This is a genomic window from Chitinophaga sp., from assembly GCF_036569185.1.
Taxonomy (GTDB): domain Bacteria; phylum Bacteroidota; class Bacteroidia; order Chitinophagales; family Chitinophagaceae; genus Chitinophaga.
Genome location: NZ_DATCRD010000268.1, coordinates 1 through 23,244, shown reverse-complemented (window position 1 = coordinate 23,244; position 23,244 = coordinate 1). Strand labels below are relative to the sequence as shown.

Sequence of the window (23,244 nt, the reverse complement as noted above, 5' to 3'; positions counted from 1 at the left end):
ATGGTGCAGTACTTCGACCAGGCCGATGCGGTGAACAGCCGCCTGAGCGGCCTGGGAAAAGACTTTATCATTGCCATCCTGCTGGTAGCCTTTACCCTGCTTCCATTGGGTCAGCGCCCCGCGCTCATTGTGATGATCTCTATTCCCCTGTCGCTTTCTATTGGTATTGTATTGCTGCAGCTGTTTGGCTACAACCTGAACCAGCTGAGCATTGTAGGGCTGGTAGTAGCATTGGGGCTGTTGGTAGATGATAGTATTGTGGTGGTGGAAAATATAGAGAGATGGATGCTGGAAGGACATAGCCGCATGGAAGCCACACTCAAGGCCACTTCACAGATAGGGCTCGCGGTAATAGGCTGTACGGCCGCATTGGTGATCTCGTTTATGCCGCTGGTGTTTATGCCGGAAGGCAGCGGCGACTTTATCCGCAGCCTCCCGCTGGCAGTGATCTTCTGCGTGCTGGCTTCCATGGCCGTATCGCTCACTATCATCCCTTTCCTTTCCAGCCGTTTGCTGAAAGAGCATACCGGTAACCCGGAAGGCAACCTGTTCATGCGCTTGCTCAAAAGGCTTATCCATGGCAGTTATGCAAAGTTGCTCGATAAAGCCCTGCATCGCCCGGTAATCACCATCCTGGTGTCCCTGGTCATATTCGGCGGCTCTATCGGGTTGTTTAAAGTGATTGGCTTCAGCCTGTTCCCCGCTTCGGAAAAACCGCAGTTCCTTATCAATGTATTTACGCCACCACAATCGAACCTCAACTATACCAACAGTATTGTACAGCAGATTGAAAAAGAGCTGAAGCAGGAAAAAATGGTGGCTTCCTATGCCAGCAACATCGGCAAGGGCAATCCACGCATCTATTACAACGAGGCGCAGGAGAATGAAAGAAGCGATTATGCACAACTGTTTGTACAGCTGGATCCGCATACCAGTCCGGCTGACAAGAACAAGCTCATTGAATCGCTCCGTAAAAAATGGACGCCTTATCCCGGCGCTAAAGTAGAAGTAAAGAACTTTGAACAAGGCCCTCCCATGGTAGCGCCGGTAGAAGTACGGCTGTTTGGAGATAATCTGGATACCTTACGATCCCTGGCTGCCAATGTGGAGAAGATGCTGGAAAAAACACCGGGCACTATCTATATCAACAATCCCGTAAGCAACCTGAAATCGGATATCCGTGTACGTATAGACCGTGAGAAAGCACAACAGCTGGGCATCCCCACCGCCAATATCGACAGGGTAGTACGTTTAGCCGTGGCCGGTATAAATCTCGGGAAGTACAACGATCAGAATGATAACGACTACGACATCCTGCTTACCAAGCAGAAAACAGCCAGGCCCACACTGGATGTATTCAGGGATCTGTACGTGAACAACAGCCAGGGGACCGCGATTCCGCTTTCACAGGTGGCACAGCTGCAGCTGGAAACATCTCCCTTAACTATTAAACACCAGGAGAAAAACCGGGTAGTGGCAGTAGGCGCCTTTATAAAGAAGGGCTTCCTCACCGACCAGGTAATAGCAGACGTGGTAAAGCAGATGGATGCCGTGAAACTCCCTGCCGGATATACTTACGAGATGGGGGGTGAAGTAGAAAGCAGGAAGAATTCCTTCGGCGGTTTTATGAGCGTGATCATTGTTACCATCTTCCTTTTTGTGGCCGTACTGATCCTGCAGTTCAAAACGTTCAAGAGCATGCTCATTGTACTATCAGTGATCCCATTGGGCATAGTAGGCGCAGCTACCGCGTTGTGGCTCACCGGCAACTCACTGTCGTTTGTAGCCATCATAGGACTCATAGCCCTGGCGGGTATTGAAGTGAAGAATACCATCCTGCTGGTAGATTTTACCAACCAGCTACGGATGCAGGGTAAACCACTGGAAGCCGCTATCCGTGAAGCCGGCGAAGTAAGGTTCCTGCCTATTGTGCTTACTTCCCTTACAGCTATAGGCGGGTTAATACCGGTGGCTGTTTCCACCAACCCGTTGATCGCACCGCTGGCCATTGTGCTGATTGGTGGCCTGATCAGTTCCACCCTGCTGTCGAGGATCGTTACGCCGGTGGTATATAAACTGATCCCTCCAAGGATCGAAGCCATCAACAACAACGGGCATGGTACACCTAAACGGCACCACCAGGAGGAGGAGGAAGAGGCGTTATCGCATCATGCGGTAATTCACAATTCGTAATTAGCAATTAGTTCCTTACTTTTACGGCTAATTAGCTAGTCACCAATCCTCTGAAAATTAGTTCTTATGAAAAAAATCTTCCTGGCATTTGCAACCATGCTCCTGATGATCTGTATCAGTTCACAGTCGTCGCACGCACAATTGAAACGATTCAGTATCGGCCCTTTTGTTGAAGCGGGCTTCCCGGTGGGCAAGTTCAGCGACACCCATGAAACCGGCTATGGTATTGGTTTGGGCGCCGATGTGAAACTGGTAGCAGGTTTAACAGCCGTAGGTTCTGTAAGCTACTTTCATTTTGGCGGTAAAAGCTTTAACACGGGCGGTGTAACCGGCGACTATGCCGATTACAATGTAGTGCCTATCCGTTTGGGGCTGCGGTACAACCTGGTCTCTATCCTGTATGTGAAGGTAGAAGGCGGTACTGTTCAGTATACCGGTAAAAACTATAACGGTATAGGCGGACTGGTAGCTCCGGGCATCGGTATCCGTATCCTGGGCCTCGATGTGGAAGGCAAGTACGAAGCATGGTTTAAAGACGGCACAAGAGGTTTCTTTGGCCTGAAAGCCGGATATAATTTCTAAAAGACAAAAAGCTGGTAGTTATTGCTACCAGCTTTTTTTATCTCTTTAAAATATCGTTGCCGTCCATGTTCTTTCAAACAATCCATCCGGCGCCAGCCGGTTGATCCCTTCTTTCTCTTCCAGGTTCCCATTAGCATCCACACTGTCGGCAATCCCGCACCAGGGCTCAATACATACAAAATCAGCCTCCTTAGCCGCCCATATGCCCATATAAGGAAAACCTTCAAAGGCCAGTGTTAAACCATGCGGCGTGCGGTTGCTTTTAATACTGATGGCAGTAGATGCCAGCTGTTTAAATACCAGGGCATCATTGTAGAACAGCGATTTCTTCAGGGGCAGTTCGTGTGTGCGTTGAAGATAGGGAACAGGAGCTGTTTCCACCTGTCCGCCTGCCGACAAAGGCCAGATCCCCGCCTCTTCTTCTTTATTAAAATACAGGTAATAATCTTCATATACAGTATCCGCTACCAGTGGCAGTTTAAAAGCAGGATGCGCACCTACGGAAAAAAGCAGGGTTTTATCGTCGCGGTTAAGCACCTGGTAAGTCACCTGGAGCTGGTCGTCCTGCAACAGGTACTGGATGGTAAAATCGAAGCGGAAGGGATATACTTTACGGGTCGCATCGCTGTCCGAAAGACGGAGGCTGACATGTTCCGTTCCCTGTTCTACTACAGCAAACAGCTGTTCCCTGGCAAAGCCATGGCGGCCCAGCGTGTAGTGATCGCCATGATATTGGTAGGTATTATCTTTCAGTCCGCCTACAATGGGAAATAACACGGGGCTTTTCTTGCCCCAGAAGGCCGGGTCCCCGCTCCATAAATATTCAAGGCCAGTGTCGTTACGTACTATGCTTTGTAATTCGGCTCCCTGGGGGCTCACCAGCACGGTGAGTTTTTCATTGGAAATCTGTATCATAATATAAGGGTCTTAAAACTAGAACAATGCGAAGATAACCCGTAAATGGAACAAAGCTTTGTACCTTTGCCAGGTATTTTTAAACTTATAAACCGAAGGCATAATGGAATCATTAAAAGGAAAGAAAGCCCTGATCACCGGTGGTGGCAAAGGCATAGGCCGTGCGCTGGCGGTGGCGCTGGCACAGGAAGGCGTAGATATAGCCCTGCTGGGACGTAGTGCCGGTTCGCTGGAAGCAGTAGCAAAAGAGATTGGCGGTACAGGCGTAAAAGTAGCCTATGCTACTGCAGATGTAAGCGATATCCAGGCCGTGAACGAAGCAGTGGCCCTGCTGACAAAAGAACTGGGCGAGCCGGATATACTGATCAACAATGCCGGTATTGCCTCTTTCGGCGGTTTTATGGAGCTGGAACCCGCCCAATGGGAGCAGATCATCCGGGTAAACCTGCTGGGAGTATATTATGTAACCCGGGCCGTATTACCCGGTATGATAGCCAGAAAAACAGGCGATATCATCAATATATCTTCTACCGCCGGGCAAAGAGGCGCGCCGCTCACCAGCGCTTACAGCGCTTCCAAGTTCGGCCTGCTGGGCTTAACCGAATCGCTGATGCTGGAAGTAAGAAAACATAATATCAGGGTAAGCGCCTTAACGCCGAGCACTATTGCAACGGATATGGCCAAAGATCTGAACCTGACAGATGGTAACCCGGATAAAGTATTGCAGCCGGAAGACCTGGCAGAGTTTGTGGTAGCCCAGCTGAAGCTGAACAGAAGGGTACTGGTGAAATCAGCGGGGTTATGGTCTACCAATCCATAAATGACCTGTTTGTATCAGCAGGAAGTTCCTGCTGATACAAATACTTTTTTATTTTTTATTACAGATGCGATAGGCGTACCCGATAGAAGCAGTGGCTGCGCCGATATTATTTTTGCCGTTGGCAGATCCCTTCTGGATGTTAAGGAAGCCATAGTTCCCTCCTCCTTCCACAAACACCTGGTTGCGGCCAAAGATATAGGCCAGGCCTACGTTCCCGCTTACGCCCACATTGAAAGTATGTAACTGGTCCTTGATGTCTGTTGTTTTATCGAACGACTGTGGTTGCTGCGTAATGGGATGTTTTCCCTCTTCATCCAGGTAAACCATGCTGTTACCGCTGGTCACCTGTTTGGCGCTTACCAGGAAGCCCAGGAAAGGTCCTGCATCTGCGTAGAGGCGTAAGGGTGAGGCGGGGCCCAGGTTCCAGCCAAACTTTGCCAGGATAGGCAACATCAGGTAATTCATTTTAGCCTGGCTTTCGAAATCTGCATAGAGATAGTTAGGGGCAGGCACATTTGGAGGTAACGGTGGAGCCACCTGCTGAAACGGCAATGCCTGCATTCCCGTTTTCTTCCCTCCCTGTGAGGAGTAAGCGATCATGGCTTCAATGGAAAAGAGTTTGCTGATGTGGTATTCACCAAAGATACCGAAATCCGGCCCTTGCCGGGAGCTGTATCCGGTATTAAGCGGATTGTTTTCATTGCCGCCGGAAGTAAGGTTGGGGATACTTATGCCTCCGCGGGCTCCCAGATCAACCTGGGCATTTGCCTGCAAACAGCCCAAAAGCAACATAGCAGGCAACAGCCATTTGTAAGAACAGTGGAATTTCATAGTGATTAATTGTAAAACGAATTTAGGGATTATCTCACATTACTCAACCAACCTGCAATAAATAGCAATACTTCTCTCTTTTCCGGCTCATTATGCATTTCATGGTACATTCCCTCCCACTCCCGGTATGTAAGCAAAGCGGAGGGCGCTCTTTCAGCAAACAGGCGGGAGCCTTCCACAGCCGTAAATTCATCCGCATTTCCATGGATGAGCAGGCAGGGCACACACAGTTCAGCGGCATGTTCCAGGCACCAGGCGCCGTTGCTGATCATATCATTCGCCAGCCGGAGGCTCAGTTTACCATGACGCAGCGGGTCGGCCCTGAATTTCTCTACGGCCGACTTATCATGTGAAATTTTATCGAGGTCCAGTCCCTGGTTGATCCGGAGATTGGGCGCTATGGCACTGGCCACTTTCAGCACTCCTTTCAGGAAGCCTCCCGGGCGCATACCGATGATGAGCGCCGGCGCGGAAATAACTGCCGCCAGGATTACCGGCTGCTTCCGGAGCAGGAACCCCGTGAGCACGCCTCCACCCATACTATGACCGTACATCACTACAGGTTTCCGGTAAGTGTCTTCCACATGGCGGACAAAGCTCTGCAGGTAATCAAACATAAATGCGAAGCCCCTGGAAGCGCCTTTCGCGCCATCGCTCTGCCCGTGGCCATAATGATCAATGCCTATCACCGCATATCCCTCCTTCATAAAAAAGGACGCTACATGATCATAGCGGCCGGTATGCTCCCCTATCCCATGCACAATGATCATAACCCGTCCGAAATTGGCGGGGATCCAGTTAATACCATGAAACCTGGTACGTTGGTAAAACCAGTAAAATTCATTCATAGCCGGAAGTGCTGGTGTAGAAACGAAGATAAAGAATATCTTTACGCCCGATTTCAACCAGGTAAAATTAACTGAACACACACATGAGCAAACGAGCTACCACTTCGCCGGTATACAGCATTCCTTTAAGTTACCGTAAGATGGAAAACCTTCATATTGTTTTCTGGCTGCTGAAAGATATCAGCTGGTGTATGATATGGAAACCGCTGGGCTTTGCGATGATCTTTCCCACACTGATCATCTCCATCGTTATTGCATGGCGTACCCGGCAGTTTATGTCGGAGCTGTGCCACAACGTAGCTATTACTGTGTGGATTGCGGCCAACTCCTACTGGATGATCAGCGAATTCTTCCACTTTGATGCAATGGTGATCACCGGCGATATTACCTATAAACATCTCGCGCTGGTTCCTTTTGTTACCGGGATATTGATACTTGCGTATTACTACCTGTATTACCAGCCGAGGCATAAGGAAGAACCCGAAGTGATCACTGAATAAGATGCGCATCCAGCAACCGTTGTATTTCCGGTTCCAGTAATACTTCATCTTCCACCGTAATATTCACCAGGTAATAATTGTTCCCGCTGCAAAGCGCGTCCCATCTCCATTCCAGCTGGCTGCTGCTGCGGCGTGCACGGCTTTCGTACCACCAGGCGGTATACAACGTGCTCTTATCTTTTTTCAGTTCGGCAGTGTATATCCTGGCCCCTTGCACCAACCGCTCCTGTATCTTATAAAATCCAAAGCCGCTTCCTTTCCAGCAGATCATTGGCTGGTGATCTGTAAAATAAAAACCGGGGATCCCTTTTACATATAACAGGCTATGGGCAGTAGTTTGTTTAACAATATTATCTTCCAGGGAAACATAGTTGTAACCAGGGAGATGCTTTACCTGCCGGTCCATTTTAACAGTAGCCCTGTTCCCCCCGGCCACCGCCAATACAATACCTGCCAGCAGCAACAGCTGTAATGCCATCCCATACCGTGGCGGCACTGATACATCATCCCGTAGCAAGACCGCTTTTCCGTAACGCTGCAACATCCATTTCACACCAGGCAAAAGCGGAAGCATCACATAAGCCAGCAGTGAAATGATCCCTATGGCATCATGCGCAGGGGTTTCCGCCGGCAATCCCAGTTGTACCAGCAGTATGATGCGGAACAGGTTAGCAATAATATTTAAAACAGCAATAGCTGCCAACAATATCAATACCCCGGTTACAGGCAACACTTTACCATACCGGCGCTGGTAAATGGCAATCAGCATTACGCCGCACAACAGCGAAGTGATCATCATCTGCAAGCCCATACATGCCGGGTCTACGCTGAATTCATGTTTCCCCAGCAGGATCATATTCCCTGCAGTGGTCACATGCGGATTTATGCCAGCCAATACTTTGCCAGCTACGCCGGTAAGCCATAACCTGATCGGGAAACTGAATACATTCACCACAAAATCTATGGCCGGCGCAATAAGCGCAGCAGTGATGAAAACGAGCGTTTGTAATCTCCCGTAAAAATATTCAATCACAAAAAACAACGCAGTGATCAGGGTAGCATAGCGGAAAGTTAATACCGGTATTTTCCACCACAGCAACAAAAAGAGCAGCGCCATCCAGCCACAACGGGTACTGCCGGGCCGCAGGCGGTCCAGCTGGAACACCACTCCCATTGCTACTACGCACAGCATAAAGAAAGCGCTCTTCCACGCGAAATAATGAGGCAACTCCCATATGCCAAACGCCAGGTAAATGACCGGCAGTAATATTGCCGGTAATTTTGTCCACCCGGCCGATGACCGTATATGCGGTAACGTTAGCATGCGCTCTTCTTTCTTTTAAATAATTTTTCAAACCTCACATAAGCAAGTATAGCCACGGCAATAATAAACAATGCCCATTCATGCGGCTCAGGCACTGCGCCATGCCCGTTCAGGGAAGCGTTCTTCAGGCCGTTCACATCATCGGCAATATTGAACTTATCATAATCTGCCTGGGTTTCAAGTACAATGAGGCTGGACACCGGCGTTACCACATAAGCCGCTTTAGCTTCATTGATCAATGCGGTATCAGCTGAAAGGTCGGGCTCCGCTACTTTGGGCCCCAGCTGTTGCAGGATGGAGTTGTAGGCGAAAAGACGGGCCAGGTGATCAGGTCCCTGGGTCTGCGTGCTATCCATGCTGCGGGCAATACGGATCTGCGCGCCGGCCAGAATAAGCTGGTTGCTGTCTTCCTCATGCCGCTGGAAACTGTTGCTACGCAACTGCGCCAGCAATTGCTTGGTGGTACCATTTTCGTATAGTAATGAACGTGACTCCTTCAATGTAGCCAGGTAGGGGCTGAGCGTATTCCCGATATTGTATAATCTTATTTTTTCCTGAGACAGGAAACGGCGCAGCTGATCCCTGAAAACAGATTTATCCAGATCGCCCAACTGGGGCGATACCTCGGCTGATGCGCTGATCACCAGTGCGGTGGCGGGATCGGTGATCTTATAAAAAGGGAAGAGGGAAAAGCGCTGCTGCTGCAGTTCCCGGAACAATGTTTCCTTATTATCTTCATTTACAGTTATCATCCCTTCCCGGGGATGAAACACCCAAACTTTTTTATCATGCAGTTGTAAGAGGATCTCCCGGTAATCATCGTACTTCCAGCTGTTATTTAAATCCAGGTAATAATTTGCCGGCGCAAAAAATTCAGTGGATGGTTGATAGGGCAACAACGTATATCTTTCACCGTTAAAGCTGAAAGCGGCATTGTTCACCGTTTCATCAGACATGCTCAGTTCCCAGTCCGCATTATACTTCCCCGTTTTCCCTACTGTTTTTCCCTTATCTGCATAAAACCCTTCGGGATAATCCAACTCTCCGGGCCACTTATCAATGTTTAGTTTTACTTCGTAAGATGCCTCTTCATGCGCCGGCCCTTCAAACCATACCGGTTCATACACCAGTTTATCCTGCTTTACTTTCAGCGGGGAAGTGACGCCGATCTTAAACTTCCTTTCCTTTCCCCGTTCCACCGGGAATACGCGTACCACCACCCGGTTGCCTTCCTGCCAGTGCACCACCGACGGATCGCGGCGTTGCCTGCCAACCACTTCTGAATAAGCTGCTGCGGCCTTTCCCTTAGTGGTGAGAATAGCTTTTTCTTCCCGGTTGTCGATCCACAGCGATAAGGATGTAACCACTCCTCCTTCAGGCAGATGAAAGGTATAGATCGCCTCTTCACTGTCGCCCCATCGTTGTTGCGGCACATTCTTCACCGTGTAAATATTTTCTGTGTAAGCCAGGTGATACTGCGGCCATATGTTGGCTGCCGACCACACGCTGGTAGTTACCAGGTCTTTCCCACTCCAGTAGCGTTCTTCTGCATAGTGCCTTTTATTATGCAGCACATTCAGTATCTCCAGCCGGTCGTCTTCCGGGATATCAATAACCCCTAAAAATGCACCAGCTGTCATAAACAACGGGTCATGGGTCCGTTTTTCACCATACTCTCTTTCAGGTATTTCCCATAAACTGAAATAATCCTGAATGCCGGGACTGGTATAAACAATATCTGTTTTCAGCAGCTGCGTGGTGATGAAATCGCTCCCTGCTTCCTGCGCCACCCTTACCCAGGGCGGCAGCTCCTCCCGCACAGCATGGCTGCTTTTGCGGTAGGCCTGTTCCATTTTAAACTTATCGTTCGCGTATACTACGGAGTACACTACCACTACCAGTACCGGCAATAAGCCTGCCGCCAGATAAGTGAGCCGGTAGCTACGCACCGGCCATATTAGTTTCCTTACCATCCGGAGCTTAAACCAGATAAGGAAAATGGGCGAAAAGGTAACAATAGAAAGCCCGATGGCTACGAGGCCGACCAGGCTGATCAGATACGCAGGCACCAGGTAAAAGGCCAGGTAAAACGGCAGCAGCATAGTGAGCCCCAGCACTGCGCATTGCAGGTATCTTACCCATTCCGGCCATCTTTCAAAAAATCCGAATGCCAGTATATTAGCGCACATCAACACCAGCATAACTGCCATCCATAAGGTGGATGATTCAAATACGCGGATAGACTCATTAACAGTATAAGCATCTGTGAGCAGCAGTACTACGAACACAGACATCATTTTCCTCCTTCCTTCCCAGGGTTTCAGAAAGCCGCCTATCCAGCTGCTGAAAAAGTAAAGCAGGAGGATCAGGTGAGTGATAATAAATACGCCATCAGTGTTCGTTTCTGCGGAAGGGAAATAGCAATAACACCTGGCAATAAGAGCAAAACATAACAAGGTAAGGCCGAACACATAAGGCGCCGGCAGGGCTCTGGAGGTTTTGACTTCCATTATGAATGATTTGAATACAGGCCAAAGGTATATAATAAAAAGCACTTTGTACTACAAAGTATAAATAAATATTTAGCTTGATTAAAACGATGGGGAAGATTTATTCAGTTATACCATATGCTTTACGGATATCCTCTTGCAGTGAATGAGCGGAAGGAAGTGCATGTATACCGGCAGTACCGCCGGCTTTATGATGCGTGTCTACTTCATGCGCACCCGCAGCCGGATAAGGCATATGTATATTAAACGCAATGCCGGCCGGTTTCAGGCGGATAATGTTCACCGACATTGCGGGTACCTCCCAGCTGAACTGTGCCGCCGCGTTATGAATAGTGGAACTATGCGGGGTGTATGCCTCCGGTGCAGCAAAAGAATTTTCTGCATCCGGGTTGCCGGCCGTTAAGGTGATCACTTCCGCCACCGGGTTAACCGCTGTACCATTAAGGTTAATATCTGCCTTTACAGGTGTGTTGCCGGCATTCACGATCTTTAGGATAATATCCCCGGTCTTTTCATCTTTTCCGGCAATGGAAAATAAGGACTGTGGCTCACGGTAGCTCATCAGCAGGGAATCATCCACATAACATCTTACTTCCTCATTATTTACTTCCAAACGGATACTGTACCAGCGGCCGGATTCGAGTGGCGCTTTCAGTCGCACCGGGTTACTGATCCCTGCCACCTCATACCCGTTGGTAAGACTTTCAAACATGGCATTGGAATTCAGCCAGGAACCAATATGGGCCCGCAGGCAGGTATTGGTGTCCTTTACTGCAAAAGGAATGATAAAAGCGTTTACCCCGCCTGTTTTGCGCGCTTTCAGCGAAAGCGTATATGCATTAAAGTGATACCCTTGCAGGACGGCCAGCTGCTGCGCTCCTTCCGCTGTTTGTGCAAGCAAACCGGCTTGTTTTGTCCAGCTGCCCCTTACCGGGAGCCAGTCTCCCAGCTGCGGATCACGGCTGCTGTTATAAACGGTATCGCCCTGTTGCACCACGGTGATATCTTTATACTCCACTTCCGTGTCCCAGGTAGCGAGACCAATACCTCCTGAAAACTTTGGCGCCGGCTTTTCTTCGGGGAACAACGTAATGGTTACCGGGTAGTTAAAAGTAGCTTTATGATCATTCAGCAAATTGAGCGCGTAATAGGAGATCCTTCCGAAACTGGCGCCTGCATTGAAGTGAATGAGATTCACGGGCCAATCCGCGTCATGTTCGTTCACCAGCAGCGGCGCATAACTGCTCATCTTCACCAGGTCTGCATTCTTTTCCATGCTCATTACATACACTGCATCATTGAGGGCGGCCTGCAGGTTACCGGCTCCTACGCCCGCATTGGTGGCATACTCTCCCACATACATATCCCAGCGGCCGCGTTTATACTTATCGAAGTGGTCAAAGTTGCGCTGGCTCCATCCTGCCGCTTTATAGGCATGTTCATCTACGATGTCTGTATGCTGCATACTGTCGAGCGTATGCCGGTTTACATCCCCGATACCCATGCTGGCTATAATGCCTATCTGCGGATATTTCCTATGGATGGCATCATAGAAGCGGTTATAGCGTTTGGCATAATCCGGGCCATGTTGTTCATTGCCTGCTTCCACGTATTTGAGTGGAAACGGCGCGGGGTGGCCGTTGGCAGCGCGTTGTTTTCCCCACTTTGAAGTAACGGGGCCAATGGCATACTCAATGGCGTCCAGTGCGCTTTGTATATATGGCGCTACGCCGTCGTCCGGCACAAACGTGCCGCTGCGGTATTCGCAGGAAATGCCCACGTTAAAAACATACAATGCTGCCGCGTTGATATCTTCACAGAACTGCAGGTATTCGTGGTAACCAAAACCGTTGCTGCTCCAGTAACCCCAGGGACTATACGTAGGCGTGCGCTGCTCCGGCGGGCCCAGCGTGGTTTTCCAGTCGGGCGCGCTTTCCACCGTAATCCCTTCCACATAACATCCACCGGGCCAGCGCACAAAGGCCGGCTTCATCTGCTGAATGAGCGCAGCCAGGTCGGCACGCATTCCATTGGGCCGGTCTCTGAAAGTATGCACAGGGAACAGGGAAACCATATCAAATAACAGGGTACCAGGCTGCTGAAGCGTAAGCACCAGGCGGGCCGTGGAATCGCTTCCCTTTGCAGTGAGAACGGCATTGTATTTTTTCCATGCAGCAGCCCCGCTTACCTGGAATGTAGTGTCTGCCAATATCTGCCCGCTGATTGTTTGCAGTGAAACCGTTACTTTTCCCGTATATCCTTTCACGTTATTGGCAAAAAAAGACAGGCGGTAGCGGGCGTCTTTTTCCACGTTCATTCCCCAGAAGCCTTCATTCACCAGCGCAGCTCCTTTCCCTTCAGCCTTCACCTGCATAGCATGTGGTGTAGCCGCATTCAGCGGATAGTCTGTAACCAGGGAAAGCGCTGCATTGTTTGCTGCATGCCAGGCCGGCCACCGGCTTTTCAGCGGCCATTCCATTTTCCAGTCGGATACCTGCCCGTTCAGCATGAAATGCGGCTTCCGCGGGAAAGGCACCAGCCAGCCGTTTTCCAGCCTGGTGCCCGCAGGGAGGCGGTGATCTTCAAAGCCACGGTTCTGGACCATTTCTGCGTATAGCCCTCCTTCGCCGGCATGACTGATCTCCTCAAAGAAAATACCATGCAGGGTAGATGGAACAACCGCCCCTTTCTCCGTGGTATTTACCCTGATTTCCGCCCTGTTCTGGGCAATGGCCCGGCCACTGCCCGCCATCAGGCAGATAATGGCCAGAAGGCCCTGTTTTATGCGATCCATAATTATTCAACTATCCATTCATGTATACCGGCGGCATTATCGGCCGGCAATTGTACTTCCAGTTTCAATGCAGTGGTGGTCACCGGGTCAAAGTTGACAGTGTTGTATCTATCCTTTGCAGTGGTGTAAGGCGTTTTGGCATTCACCGGTTTCCATTCTGTTCCCTCTTTGTAATACAGTTTCCACGCAGCGGGCACCCGGCAGCCGCCAAAGGGGCCGTCGTCATACCAGTATACTTTGGAACTGCTCACTGTGTGAGCGGTATCGAACGTGTACTGCACCCATTCCGTGGTGCCTTTGGCCGGCCACCAGTGCAGGTAAAGGGCGCTGTTATCTTTGGAGTCCTTTGGCTCATACTGGTCGTTCAGCGCCATGTACATCCGCTGGTTTTTCACCGAAGCGGTTACCTTGCTTTTAGAGGCAATGGTAGGCGCCGGTTTGGGGCGGGCAGCGGAGGCTTCAAACGGGATCCATACGGTCATTTCAGCGGGTCCCCGGTTGGCCCAGGAAAAATACGGTATAGCCGTTACCGTTTGCCGGCTGCTGATGAGTGAATCAGAGTTCAGCTGCCTGCTGGCGGAAGTACCGGGCATTTGCAGGGTCATTACACCACTGAGCAGATCAGGACGGTATACGGGAGAGATCACCGCCGCTTTATCTACCACGATATTCTGTACGGTGGCATCTTTATTATCCGGCCCTTCCAGGCAATACATAAGAGGACCGCGTTCAAGTGCAAAGCGGGAATGATCATCCTTTACTTCGGCTGTCGCCAGCACCTTTTTTATCTCCATCGGGAAATCCAGTGTCACCTTGTCTCCTTTCTTCCAGGAGCGGTTAATCACCGCATAACCTTTTTCCATCGTATAGTCGATAGGGTTACCATTCAGCAGGATGGGTATCTTTACAGCGGAGCTGTCTTCTTCAAAGTACAGGTTACCTGGTACCGGCCTGTTTTCCACCCAGCCCGGGATGCGCACCCGCAGGGCAAAGGTGGTGGGCTTCACCGGGTTCACCGTAATTTCATCTTTCCCGTTCCAGGGATAATCTGTTTGCTGCACAAGATGTACTTTCCCTGCCTTCAGCTGGATGGTGGCAGAATCTCCCACAAACAGGTTAACGTACAGGTCATTGTCTTTCTGCGCATACACATAGCCGGGCATGGAAGGCAGGAAGCGGGTCATGTTGGAAATACAGCATGCGCAGCCAAACCAGGCGCTCCGCTGGTGCTGTCCCATAGAGGCCAGCGGGTTGGGGTAAAAGAAACGGTCGCCGCTGATAGATACGCCGGAGAGTAAGCCATTATACAGGGTACGTTCCAGCACGTCAATATATTTAGCGTCGCCATGCAGGAGGAACATACGGCTGTTCCAGTATACATTGGCAATAGCCGCACAGGTTTCTGCGTAGGCCGACATATTCGGTAATTCATACGCAGCGCCGAATGCCTCGCCGGCGCCGGTAGCGCCAATTCCCCCGGTGATATACAATTTCCGGTCTACCACATCATCCCAGATATCATCAATGGCTGCCAGGTATTTGCGGTCGCCTGTTAAGGCGGCTACATCAGCCATACCGGTATACATATATGTGGCGCGCACTGCATGCCCTACGGCTTCATGCTGGTCGGTTACTTTTTTATGCGACTGGCTGTATTCCTGGCTGTACTGGGTACCCGGGCCGCGAACATCCAGGAAAAATTTGGCCAGGTCCAGGTAGGCTTTGTTACCGGTTACCCGGTAAAGACGGGTAAGCCCTGTTTCCACTATCTGGTGGCCAGGGAACTTTTCTTCCTTGCCCCAGCCGAAATCCCGCACCAGCAGATCCGCATTGCGGATAGCAATATTTAGCAGCGTTCTTTTCCCGGTAGCCTGGTAATGCGCCACGGCAGCCTCAAACAGGTGGCCGGAATTATACAGTTCATGGCTCAGGTCTTCTTCCTTTTCCCATCGCTTACTCCCTATCCACTGATGTGGCTTTGCCGCTTTTACGGTGCGGAAGGTGTAGAGATACCCGTCTTTTTCCTGCGCAGCGCCTATGATACTGATCAGTGTATCCAGGTATTTCTCCAGCCCCGGATTGGGCTGCATCTGCAGTCCGTAGGAAGCCCCTTCTATTATCTTATACAGGTCGGTATCATCAAAGGTATACTCTGTGAGCTTATCGCCCGGCAGCTTTCCTGCCGCCCGTAAAAAGTTGTCAATGCGACCGGTCTTTTTACACTGTTCCAGGGTATATGGAATTGTTACCGTGGCATTGGTCCTTATTTTCGGCGCCCAGAAATGATCGTTCACCCTCACCTGTGTAAAGGCCACCGGTTTGATCGGATAATCCTGCTTCAGCTGCGCCTGCACAGCAGAACCGGCCATCAGCATCCCGGCGCCTGCCAGCGCCGCTTTTCCCCAAAATGATCTCATACCTTTTTTCTTTATCATCTTCTAATATAACATTTTATAACTGTCTAAATAACAATTAATATCATACACGTGGCTAGCGTCTTCCGCCGGCAAATCCTCCGGCCGGCTCCTTCAACATCTCCTGTTAAAAAAGCCGGCCGGTCATCCAACACTTCCCTGTACACTTATAATTTCGTCACATTCGGTAATCTTATTGTGACTTCATAACTACCTTCAAACAATATCTGGAAACCAAACCGTGGGTTGGCGGACCAGGCTTTAGCCGGGGCTCCATCCATTTTGATAAACCACGCAGGGATCCGGTAATAGATCAGGTAATTCACATAGCCCGGGATCAGTTTCGCAGGATATGGCGCAATAGCATAATCCGTGATCAGCGCCGTATCTGTTACAATCACCGGGTTAAATTTTGCATATGAAGTAAAGGAAGGACGGTCGCCCCGCTTGATCACTTCCCCGTTCTTCGGGTTAAATAACTTACCATTCTTATCCATGATCTTTAACATCACCGTAGTACCGGTAGCGGATATACGTTTTAATTCCATGGTTCCTTTCGCCTCACCGGGGAAAGTATTGGTAACGGAATCATAACCGGGTATCACAGGTACCTCTGTCATACGGATGTACTCGGGATCTTCAATATGCAAACGGGCAATGTTCTTATACACCTTACTGCCGTTCACATTTGTGGCCTTCACATCAAATTCATACACCCCACTCGGAATATTGGCGGAAGGCGATTTAAACAGGAAACCTCCATTCACCGGGTTAAACTCAAAAGGCAGCTCCTGCAGGCTATCCTGCTTTGCGCGCAATAGTTTGATAGTGGTATCAGTATCGGGGTCAAAAGACATCTTATCTTTAAACACCCATACAGGATATTTGGTAGTAAATGCTTCCGGTAATTTTCCTCCTCCCACCGGCCGTACTTCCAGCATTTCAAATGTTATCGGTGGCGTGGAGCCATCAAATAAAATACCTGGATAACGGGCGGTAATCCCTTTGGGAATAAATATCTCAGGACTTTTATAGCGGATACCATCGCTCAGGAATCCTTCTTCCACTTTGGTGCACCCGGCAGTCATACCCAGCAATGCGGCGACTGCGAATAAGATATATTTCATGGTCATCTTATTTTTTAGTTTTCCCTGTAAATGTAAAATCCGAGGTTAGCGTTGGCTTCCAGTACATGTACTATCCCTGTAGCGGTACGTACTTCAGAGGTTTGCACATACGCGTAATAATCCGGTTCCTTATTCTCTGTGCCATCCGGAACATCTTCATCTGCCAGGCCAAATACACGCCGTATCTGTATCCTGTTGGTGGTAGAACGGATGCCACTTACATCGATGTAATATTTTTCCAGTAGCAGGAAGTAATTCCCCTCGTTGTTAATATTCGTAAAACTTTTCCTGGTATAACCCAGCGCGCTTTTGTCTATCACTCCCTTGAAAATATGCCGGCGCATAAAAAATTTGATGCTGTCGGTGGTCAGGCTATCCAATGTGAATTTGAGGTTCTCATTATTATATTTCCGTTGCAAAGCACGTGTCTGCTGGGCCAGGAAATTATTGACGCCGGAATTGGTAGGCGGGAAAAAAGTAATATTGCCATTGATCTCGTCTTTCATGCCTGCGCGGTCTATCAGCAGCACTACGGTATCCAGCGCTTTACTTTCTTTCAGGAAATCGTAGCTCGACATCTTCCTGATCCTTTCGCGGTCGGTGCCGCCCTGGTCAACGAGGTACTTATCTTTTTTACATGCCGCCAGGATCAGCAGTGATCCGAGCAACAGATGAATGATCTTCATGATAAATGATTTGGATGGAAACTAAATTTTACCTGCCCAGTATTTATTCTGCACCAGCAGCCTGTTATTATTGAACAATGCAGGATCCAGCGGCATAAGATAACCTTCCTGGTTATACCTGGCGGGCGTTAGCCAGGGAACTACGGACCGTTTCATTCTCACATCATCAAAATAAAGCTGCCCCTCCATAAACAGCTCCCGTGAACGCTCGGTCATGATCTCGTCCAGCAGGCTGTTATAGGTAAGCGGCGATTCGCTCACATACAGCGCTGAATCCATCTGCGGCAGGTTACGCGAACGGCGGAAGCTCCGCAGCTGCGCATAGGCTTCACCCAGTTGTCCTTTATACACAGCAATCTCCATACGGTTCAGCAATACATCTGCATAACGGATCAGGGAAACATTGTTATCAAGGTAAGGCTCCGCCTGCTGGTTAGGATTGTTATAAATGATGTTGCTGTATTTTGTAAAGATGGGCTGGGCGCCGTCTGCATCATAAAGAAAAATCCCTCTTCGTATATCCGTATTCGGTATAGTGTCTTCAGGATTGGGCCCTGTCTGAATAATCCGCGGATACAGGTTGTTCACAAAACTGTTGCCCAGCAGCAGGTCGCTCCAGCTTGTTTTTGCCAGCACCGGTATTCTCAGGAACTTAATGGGCATCAGGTTATTGGACCCTTCGTTATACGCGTAACGGGTATACAGCTCAAAAAGATTTTCGCGGGTGTTGCCTATAAATGCCTTTGCATACTGGATGCTGTCTATCTTCCCGGCAGGCGCAGACAGGCCATACAAGCCACTGCTTACAATGCTTTCCACCAGGGCAGATGCTTTGGCCACGTCCGCCATATCAGGCGTAGCTTCAAAGGCAGGCTTTTTGATCACACAGGCGCGCCACAGGTATACCTGCGATTGCAACGCCATTACTACCGCTTTATTAGGCACAGTGCCCCTGCTGGCATCTACTTCGTAGGTCATCTCCAGGCAATTGGCGGCAGAATCAAGATCGTTCAGGATCTGCTGCACTACTATATTCTTATCTGTGCGGGCCAGTGGTTTGTTGGCTATAGGGTCCGGGTCTGGTGTAAGTACCAGCGGCACATCCCCGAATGTACGGAGCAGCTGGAAGTACACATAAGAGCGGATAAAAAGGGTTTGCCCTGCAATATTCTTCCGTCCTTTTTCCGGGTCGTCCAGGAAGGTATTGTCCGGTACCAGCGGCAGCTTTTCCAGTATAAGGTTGGTTTGCAGGATGGTGCTGTAAAACCTCGACCAGTTGCGGAATACATCCAGGTAGTTCATTTCAAACTTGCCCACCTGTATGTTCCAGTCGGAATTAGAAAAATAAGGCGCACCGCGGATAATGATAAACTGATCGCCCAGCGTCATATCGCCCAGGTTATGCAGGTAATCCTGCTCCAGCATATTGGAGCGCAGCGAAGCATAAGCGCCGGCCAATGCTTTCTTCATATCGTTCTCCGACTTCCAGAATTTCTCCTCGTAAGTAGTATCCTTTGGCTCCTGGTTCAGCATCTTCTTACATCCTGATAAAAATGCCGCCGCTATGATGATGATAATTAAAGTCCGTTTCATAAAAAGTGTTTAGCTGTTTTAAAATCCTACATCAATGCCCAATGTATACTTATGCGGGCTCGGATAGCCTACACCGTTATACTCGCCATAAGGGTTCACATTCTCTGCGTCAGGCAATCTTTTGGAGGCCTGGAAGATGTATACATTGTCCATCAGCCCATAGAACCGCAAACGGCTCAGGTGAAGCGGCTTCAGTGCTTTCTCCCGGAGCATATAACCAAATGAAATATTCTTAATCCGGAAATAATCTCCTTTCTCCAGGAAGAAGGTCTGATCTGCACGGTAGTAGTAGCGGTAGGTACCAATATCCATTCTCGCATACTGGGCCTTATCGCCCGGCTTGCGCCAGATGTTCATGGACGAAAGATCAGACACGGCATACTTGGAAAATTCATCCCCTGCCCCATCCCAGCCATACCGGCCATAGGTATCGGATTCATACAGGTTCAGCACATCCCTTTTAAACGTAAACGTGCAAAGGAACCCGAAGGTGAAGTTCTTCCAGTAAAAGTTTTGCGTAATACCACCTGTAAGGAAAGGATTAGGGTTGCCATAAGGGATCTTATCCCCGGTGATGCCCCCGTTAAAAGCGTCTATGATGCCATCGCCATCCAGATCGGCAAAAATAAATTCACCTGCCCGGAAAGGGTTGTTGGCGCCGGGATCATTCACTGCGCCCACCTGGAATTTTTTACCTGTGTATTTATCTGTAGGCACATCATCGTCGGTGCTATATACGCCCAGTGTTTTCAGCAGGTAAAAAGTATTCACTGCTTTTCCGCGGGTAAGAATATGCGTGGTATTAAAGAGATTACCAAAAGTAAGATCTCTATTATTGTTAGGCATACTAACTACTATATTCTTGTTCATGCTTACATTCCAGAGTATTTCCCAACGCAGCGCGCTTTTCTCCGGCATTACATTCCTGAACTGGAAGTTGATATCAATCCCGGAATTGCGTAACTGTGCACCGTTGGTTTTGGCGGTAGCAATACCGGTAGTACTTTGCAGGTTCATGTCTATTAAACCGGCTTTACTGTTTTTTACATACACGTCGGCACTGAAGTAATATTTACCGTTCATCAGCTCTGCTTCTATACCACCGTTCCAGCTGGCGGTTTTCTCCCAGCTGATGTCTTTCTGCGCTACGCCTCCGGAACCAAATTGCGGGGTAATGGTAACGGCGCCGTTATAGGTATTCGGGTTCAGGCCACTGCCGTTGTAACCGGCGCCGCCAATGTTATAAAGACTGTACTGCAGGTAATAATCGCCTGGCAGGTTACCCAACATACCATAACTACCCCGTAGTTTCAGCATGGAGAGCCAGCTGGCATAACGCCGCATGAAAGGCTCGTTGCTGATCATCCAGCCGGCGGAGATAGCAGGGAAATAACCCCATTTATTATCGGGGCCAAAGCTGGATGCTGCGTCTCCACGGAGAGAGGCAGAGAAGAGGTAAGTGCTTTTATAATCGTAGTTCACCCGTGAAAACAGGGAGAGGATACCAAAGGCGGAGTAGGCGGAACTACCATACAGGTAAGGCCCCTGCGGGAAGCCGCTTACCACCTGTATCTGGTCGCTGGCGCCGCGGAAGCCCTGCGCATAGGTATTCTGGTAGGTGCTGTACTGCACTTCCTGTCCTACAATGGCGTTGATAGTATGTTCCTTTTCTTTTCCAAATACAGCGTTCCAGTTCAGGTCGTTGGAAGTAGTATAGCTTTGTTGCAAGCCGCTGGTGGAGAACGAAGAATTACCGAGGTCGGCATTCAGCTCACTGGGCACTGATACATCGCGTCGGCTCATCACCATTGACACAGAGTTACGGGAGCGGAAAGATAACTGGCTGGATAACCGCAGCTGCAGGGAGATATCGCCGTTCACCTGGTTATCCACGTTAATGTCCATATTGTTGGAATACCGCCCCAGCACACGTTGCAGGCTGTTCTCATCAGGTGCAAACAACGACGACGGCATGCTTTGTCCTACTGCGCCGAACAGGTCGGCGCTACCGGAGCCCCGTCCTCTTTCCATACGGGCCAGCCTGATATTGGGCACTACTTCCAGCGCACCGTTTTTGGTACGTATCGAAGAAGAATAGTTGAGCGTATAACGTTTAAACCCGGAGGCTTTTACAATACCATCTTCCATATACAGGCCGGCCGACAAGCGGTAGGTGTTATACTCCGTACCCCCGTATACGTTAAAGTCTACATTCCTGATCATTCCCTTGCGGTAAAACAGGCGTTGCCAGTCGGTAGCCTTATCCAGGTCGGGGTTCAGGCTATCCGTCATAATAAGGTTCTTATGTGTAAGCCGGTCGTAGTTCCCTTCAAAGGCATCATCGTACAGGCGGATCTTCTCGCGGCGCTCTGCTGCCCCCACCAATACCTGGCGGAGCTTAGGGATCTCCGTTAAACCGCCATATGCCGAAAGGCTGAAGCGTGGTGCACCGGTGCGGGCCCTTTTTGTTTTGATGATGATCACCCCGTTGGCGCCACGGGAGCCGTATACAGCGGCTGCTGCAGCGTCTTTCAATACATCCACCGATTCAATTTCATTGGGGTTCAAACCGGCAATGTTGTTGGTGCCGGTACCAATGTCCGGCCCTGCCATATCATCATTGAACTGCGGCACATCATCAATTACATACAGTGGCTTGTTCAGTATTTTATACTGATTGTTTTGGTAAGATGTGCTGATGGCGGTGTTACCTCTTACAGAGATAGTAGGCGCAGCGCCGGGCTCACCGGTGAAGTTCTGCACATTCACGCCTGACATACGTCCCTGCAGGAGTTGTTCAAAACTACCGGCGGGAATGTTTTCAATGTCTTTCCCTTTAATGCTGGAAACGGCCGCAGTGGCCTTACGCCGGCTTACTGCCTGGTAGCCGATCACCACTACATCGCCCAGCGCGCCGCTTTGTGCTGTAAGCACAACATTCAGGTGGGTACGGCCTTTCAGTTTCTGTTCCTGTTTAAGATAGCCAATAAAACTGATCTCTAATGTTGCATCGGGAGGCGCCGCCAGGGAAAATTCCCCTTTATCATCCGTGACTACCCCCTGGGAGTTCCCTTTGATCTTGACCGAGGCGCCGGGAAGTGGCCCGCTTCTTTCATCTGTAATTTTGCCGGTCACTTTTACGTTCTGGGCAACAGATGGTAAGACCGCCAATAAGGCGATAAAGGCCATGACAATTTTCTGCATGGGATTAGGTTTAAGCAGTGTTGAAAAATTCTGGTTGATATACGTTGTTACAGGTCCGCACACCGTGCGCTGACTCAATACTAGATTTTATTCCGGTTGATTTATTTTAATTGTATTGTTGACAATTGTTATCACAAAGCTATCTAAAACGGCCGGATATTACTTCCCGGAAATTAACAGATAGGTTGCTGATTTTAACAGGTAGAAAAAGAAAAAGGGCGTTGCTTTTTATAATAGCAACGCCCCTGGAAACTATAACTTATAAAAGCGCCAGCTGGAGGTGAAATCCTTTGGCACCGGCTTGTTCAACAGAATGGCCCGGAGCATTTCTATGGGCATCATATTCTCTCTGAGCACTGCATCATGATATTGCTTAAAAGACATTTTGCCGCTGTCTACCAGCTCCTTCTTCAGGGCTTCAAACTGTAATCCGCCAATCATATAGGCAATCTGGTACAGGGGACTATACCCTCCAACAAAAGAGCGGCGCACCTCTCCTTCCGCATTGGCCCGTTCGTGCCCTACGCGGTCTACCAGGAAATCGATGCATTGCTGCGGGGTCCATTTACCGGTATGATAATTAATAGAGAAGATAATACGCGCGCAGCGGTGCTTGCGCCAGAACAACATACCTATACGGTCTTCCGGCGATTTGGCAAATCCCTGGTCCCACAACAACCGCTCCCAGTACAATGCCCATCCTTCGATCCAGAACGGGGTTTCAAAATGCCGGTATGTTTTATAACGGTTCTGCATAAACTCCTGTAAGGCGTGACCAGCCAGCAGTTCGTGATGTACGGTGGCCCGGGAGAAATGCGGGTTATTGCCACGCATGCTCATCAATTTGTCTTCATGGCTCATGCTGCTAACGGGATAGGATACACTAAATTCCTCCCCGCCGGT

Annotated in this window: 16 protein-coding genes; 4 read left to right on the top strand and 12 right to left on the bottom strand. The window is 49.5% G+C overall.

The genetic code is table 11. The annotated features are described in order from the left end of the window. Together VIM72_RS20800 and VIM72_RS20795 are read left to right on the top strand one after the other, a co-directional pair. Positions 1–2,193: efflux RND transporter permease subunit (locus VIM72_RS20800; protein WP_332004751.1), on the top strand; the 2,193-nt coding region annotated here is incomplete at its 5' end. Between the two features lie 66 nt (positions 2,194–2,259). Then, positions 2,260–2,775: a hypothetical protein gene (locus VIM72_RS20795; RefSeq protein WP_332004750.1), complete on the top strand. Its 516-nt coding sequence runs from the start codon at positions 2,260–2,262 to the stop codon at positions 2,773–2,775. Positions 2,776–2,820: 45 nt separating this feature from the next. Here the strand turns inward: VIM72_RS20795 and VIM72_RS20790 are convergent, their stop codons facing one another. Further along, positions 2,821–3,690, bottom strand: coding sequence for an aldose 1-epimerase family protein (locus VIM72_RS20790; RefSeq protein WP_332004749.1), 870 nt, complete (start codon positions 3,688–3,690; stop codon positions 2,821–2,823). 103 nt (positions 3,691–3,793) lie between these two features. On the opposite strand from VIM72_RS20790, the gene VIM72_RS20785 reads away from it, so the two are divergent. Continuing rightward, positions 3,794–4,510, top strand: a complete 717-nt coding sequence (locus tag VIM72_RS20785) for a 3-ketoacyl-ACP reductase (protein WP_332004748.1) — start codon at positions 3,794–3,796, stop codon at positions 4,508–4,510. Positions 4,511–4,558: 48 nt separating this feature from the next. Here the strand turns inward: VIM72_RS20785 and VIM72_RS20780 are convergent, their stop codons facing one another. Continuing rightward, a complete protein-coding gene (locus VIM72_RS20780; protein ID WP_332004747.1) occupies positions 4,559–5,341 on the bottom strand; it encodes a porin family protein in 783 nt (260 codons plus the stop codon). Positions 5,342–5,370: 29 nt separating this feature from the next. Further along, the gene (locus VIM72_RS20775) at positions 5,371–6,189 is read right to left on the bottom strand and encodes a lysophospholipase (RefSeq protein ID WP_332004746.1); all 819 of its coding nucleotides are present in this window, start codon (positions 6,187–6,189) and stop codon (positions 5,371–5,373) included. Positions 6,190–6,272: 83 nt separating this feature from the next. Between VIM72_RS20775 and VIM72_RS20770 the strand changes: the two genes are divergently transcribed. After that, on the top strand, positions 6,273–6,689 hold the full coding sequence (locus tag VIM72_RS20770; RefSeq protein ID WP_332004745.1) for a hypothetical protein: 417 nt from the start codon (positions 6,273–6,275) through the stop codon (positions 6,687–6,689). On the opposite strand, the gene xrtN is transcribed toward VIM72_RS20770, so the two are convergent. From xrtN to VIM72_RS20725, 9 genes are all read right to left on the bottom strand, one after another. Beyond that, on the bottom strand, positions 6,679–8,013 hold the full coding sequence (gene xrtN / locus VIM72_RS20765; protein WP_332004744.1) for an exosortase N: 1,335 nt from the start codon (positions 8,011–8,013) through the stop codon (positions 6,679–6,681). The two genes, VIM72_RS20770 and xrtN, sit on opposite strands and share 11 nt — an antisense overlap. After that, positions 8,007–10,523 (bottom strand): XrtN system VIT domain-containing protein, encoded by a 2,517-nt coding sequence (locus tag VIM72_RS20760; protein ID WP_332004743.1) that lies wholly within the window; start codon positions 10,521–10,523, stop codon positions 8,007–8,009. The genes xrtN and VIM72_RS20760 overlap by 7 nt, the downstream gene beginning before the upstream one ends. Before the next feature lie 100 nt (positions 10,524–10,623). Next, complete coding sequence (locus VIM72_RS20755; RefSeq protein WP_332004742.1) at positions 10,624–13,317, bottom strand: alpha-L-arabinofuranosidase C-terminal domain-containing protein; 2,694 nt, start codon at positions 13,315–13,317, stop codon at positions 10,624–10,626. Positions 13,318–13,319: 2 nt separating this feature from the next. Next, entirely contained in the window at positions 13,320–15,734 is a 2,415-nt protein-coding gene (locus tag VIM72_RS20750) for a glycoside hydrolase family 127 protein (protein WP_332004741.1), read from the bottom strand. Between the two features lie 164 nt (positions 15,735–15,898). Next, positions 15,899–16,858, bottom strand: coding sequence for a hypothetical protein (locus tag VIM72_RS20745; RefSeq protein ID WP_332004740.1), 960 nt, complete (start codon positions 16,856–16,858; stop codon positions 15,899–15,901). Between the two features lie 14 nt (positions 16,859–16,872). Next, positions 16,873–17,544 (bottom strand): fasciclin domain-containing protein, encoded by a 672-nt coding sequence (locus VIM72_RS20740; RefSeq protein ID WP_332004739.1) that lies wholly within the window; start codon positions 17,542–17,544, stop codon positions 16,873–16,875. A gap of 21 nt (positions 17,545–17,565) precedes the next feature. Then, the gene (locus VIM72_RS20735) at positions 17,566–19,137 is read right to left on the bottom strand and encodes a RagB/SusD family nutrient uptake outer membrane protein (protein ID WP_332004738.1); all 1,572 of its coding nucleotides are present in this window, start codon (positions 19,135–19,137) and stop codon (positions 17,566–17,568) included. A gap of 18 nt (positions 19,138–19,155) precedes the next feature. Further along, complete coding sequence (locus tag VIM72_RS20730) at positions 19,156–22,341, bottom strand: SusC/RagA family TonB-linked outer membrane protein (RefSeq protein ID WP_332004737.1); 3,186 nt, start codon at positions 22,339–22,341, stop codon at positions 19,156–19,158. A gap of 252 nt (positions 22,342–22,593) precedes the next feature. Next, a partial coding sequence (locus VIM72_RS20725; protein ID WP_332004736.1) for a DUF885 family protein occupies positions 22,594–23,244 on the bottom strand: 651 nt, incomplete at its 5' end.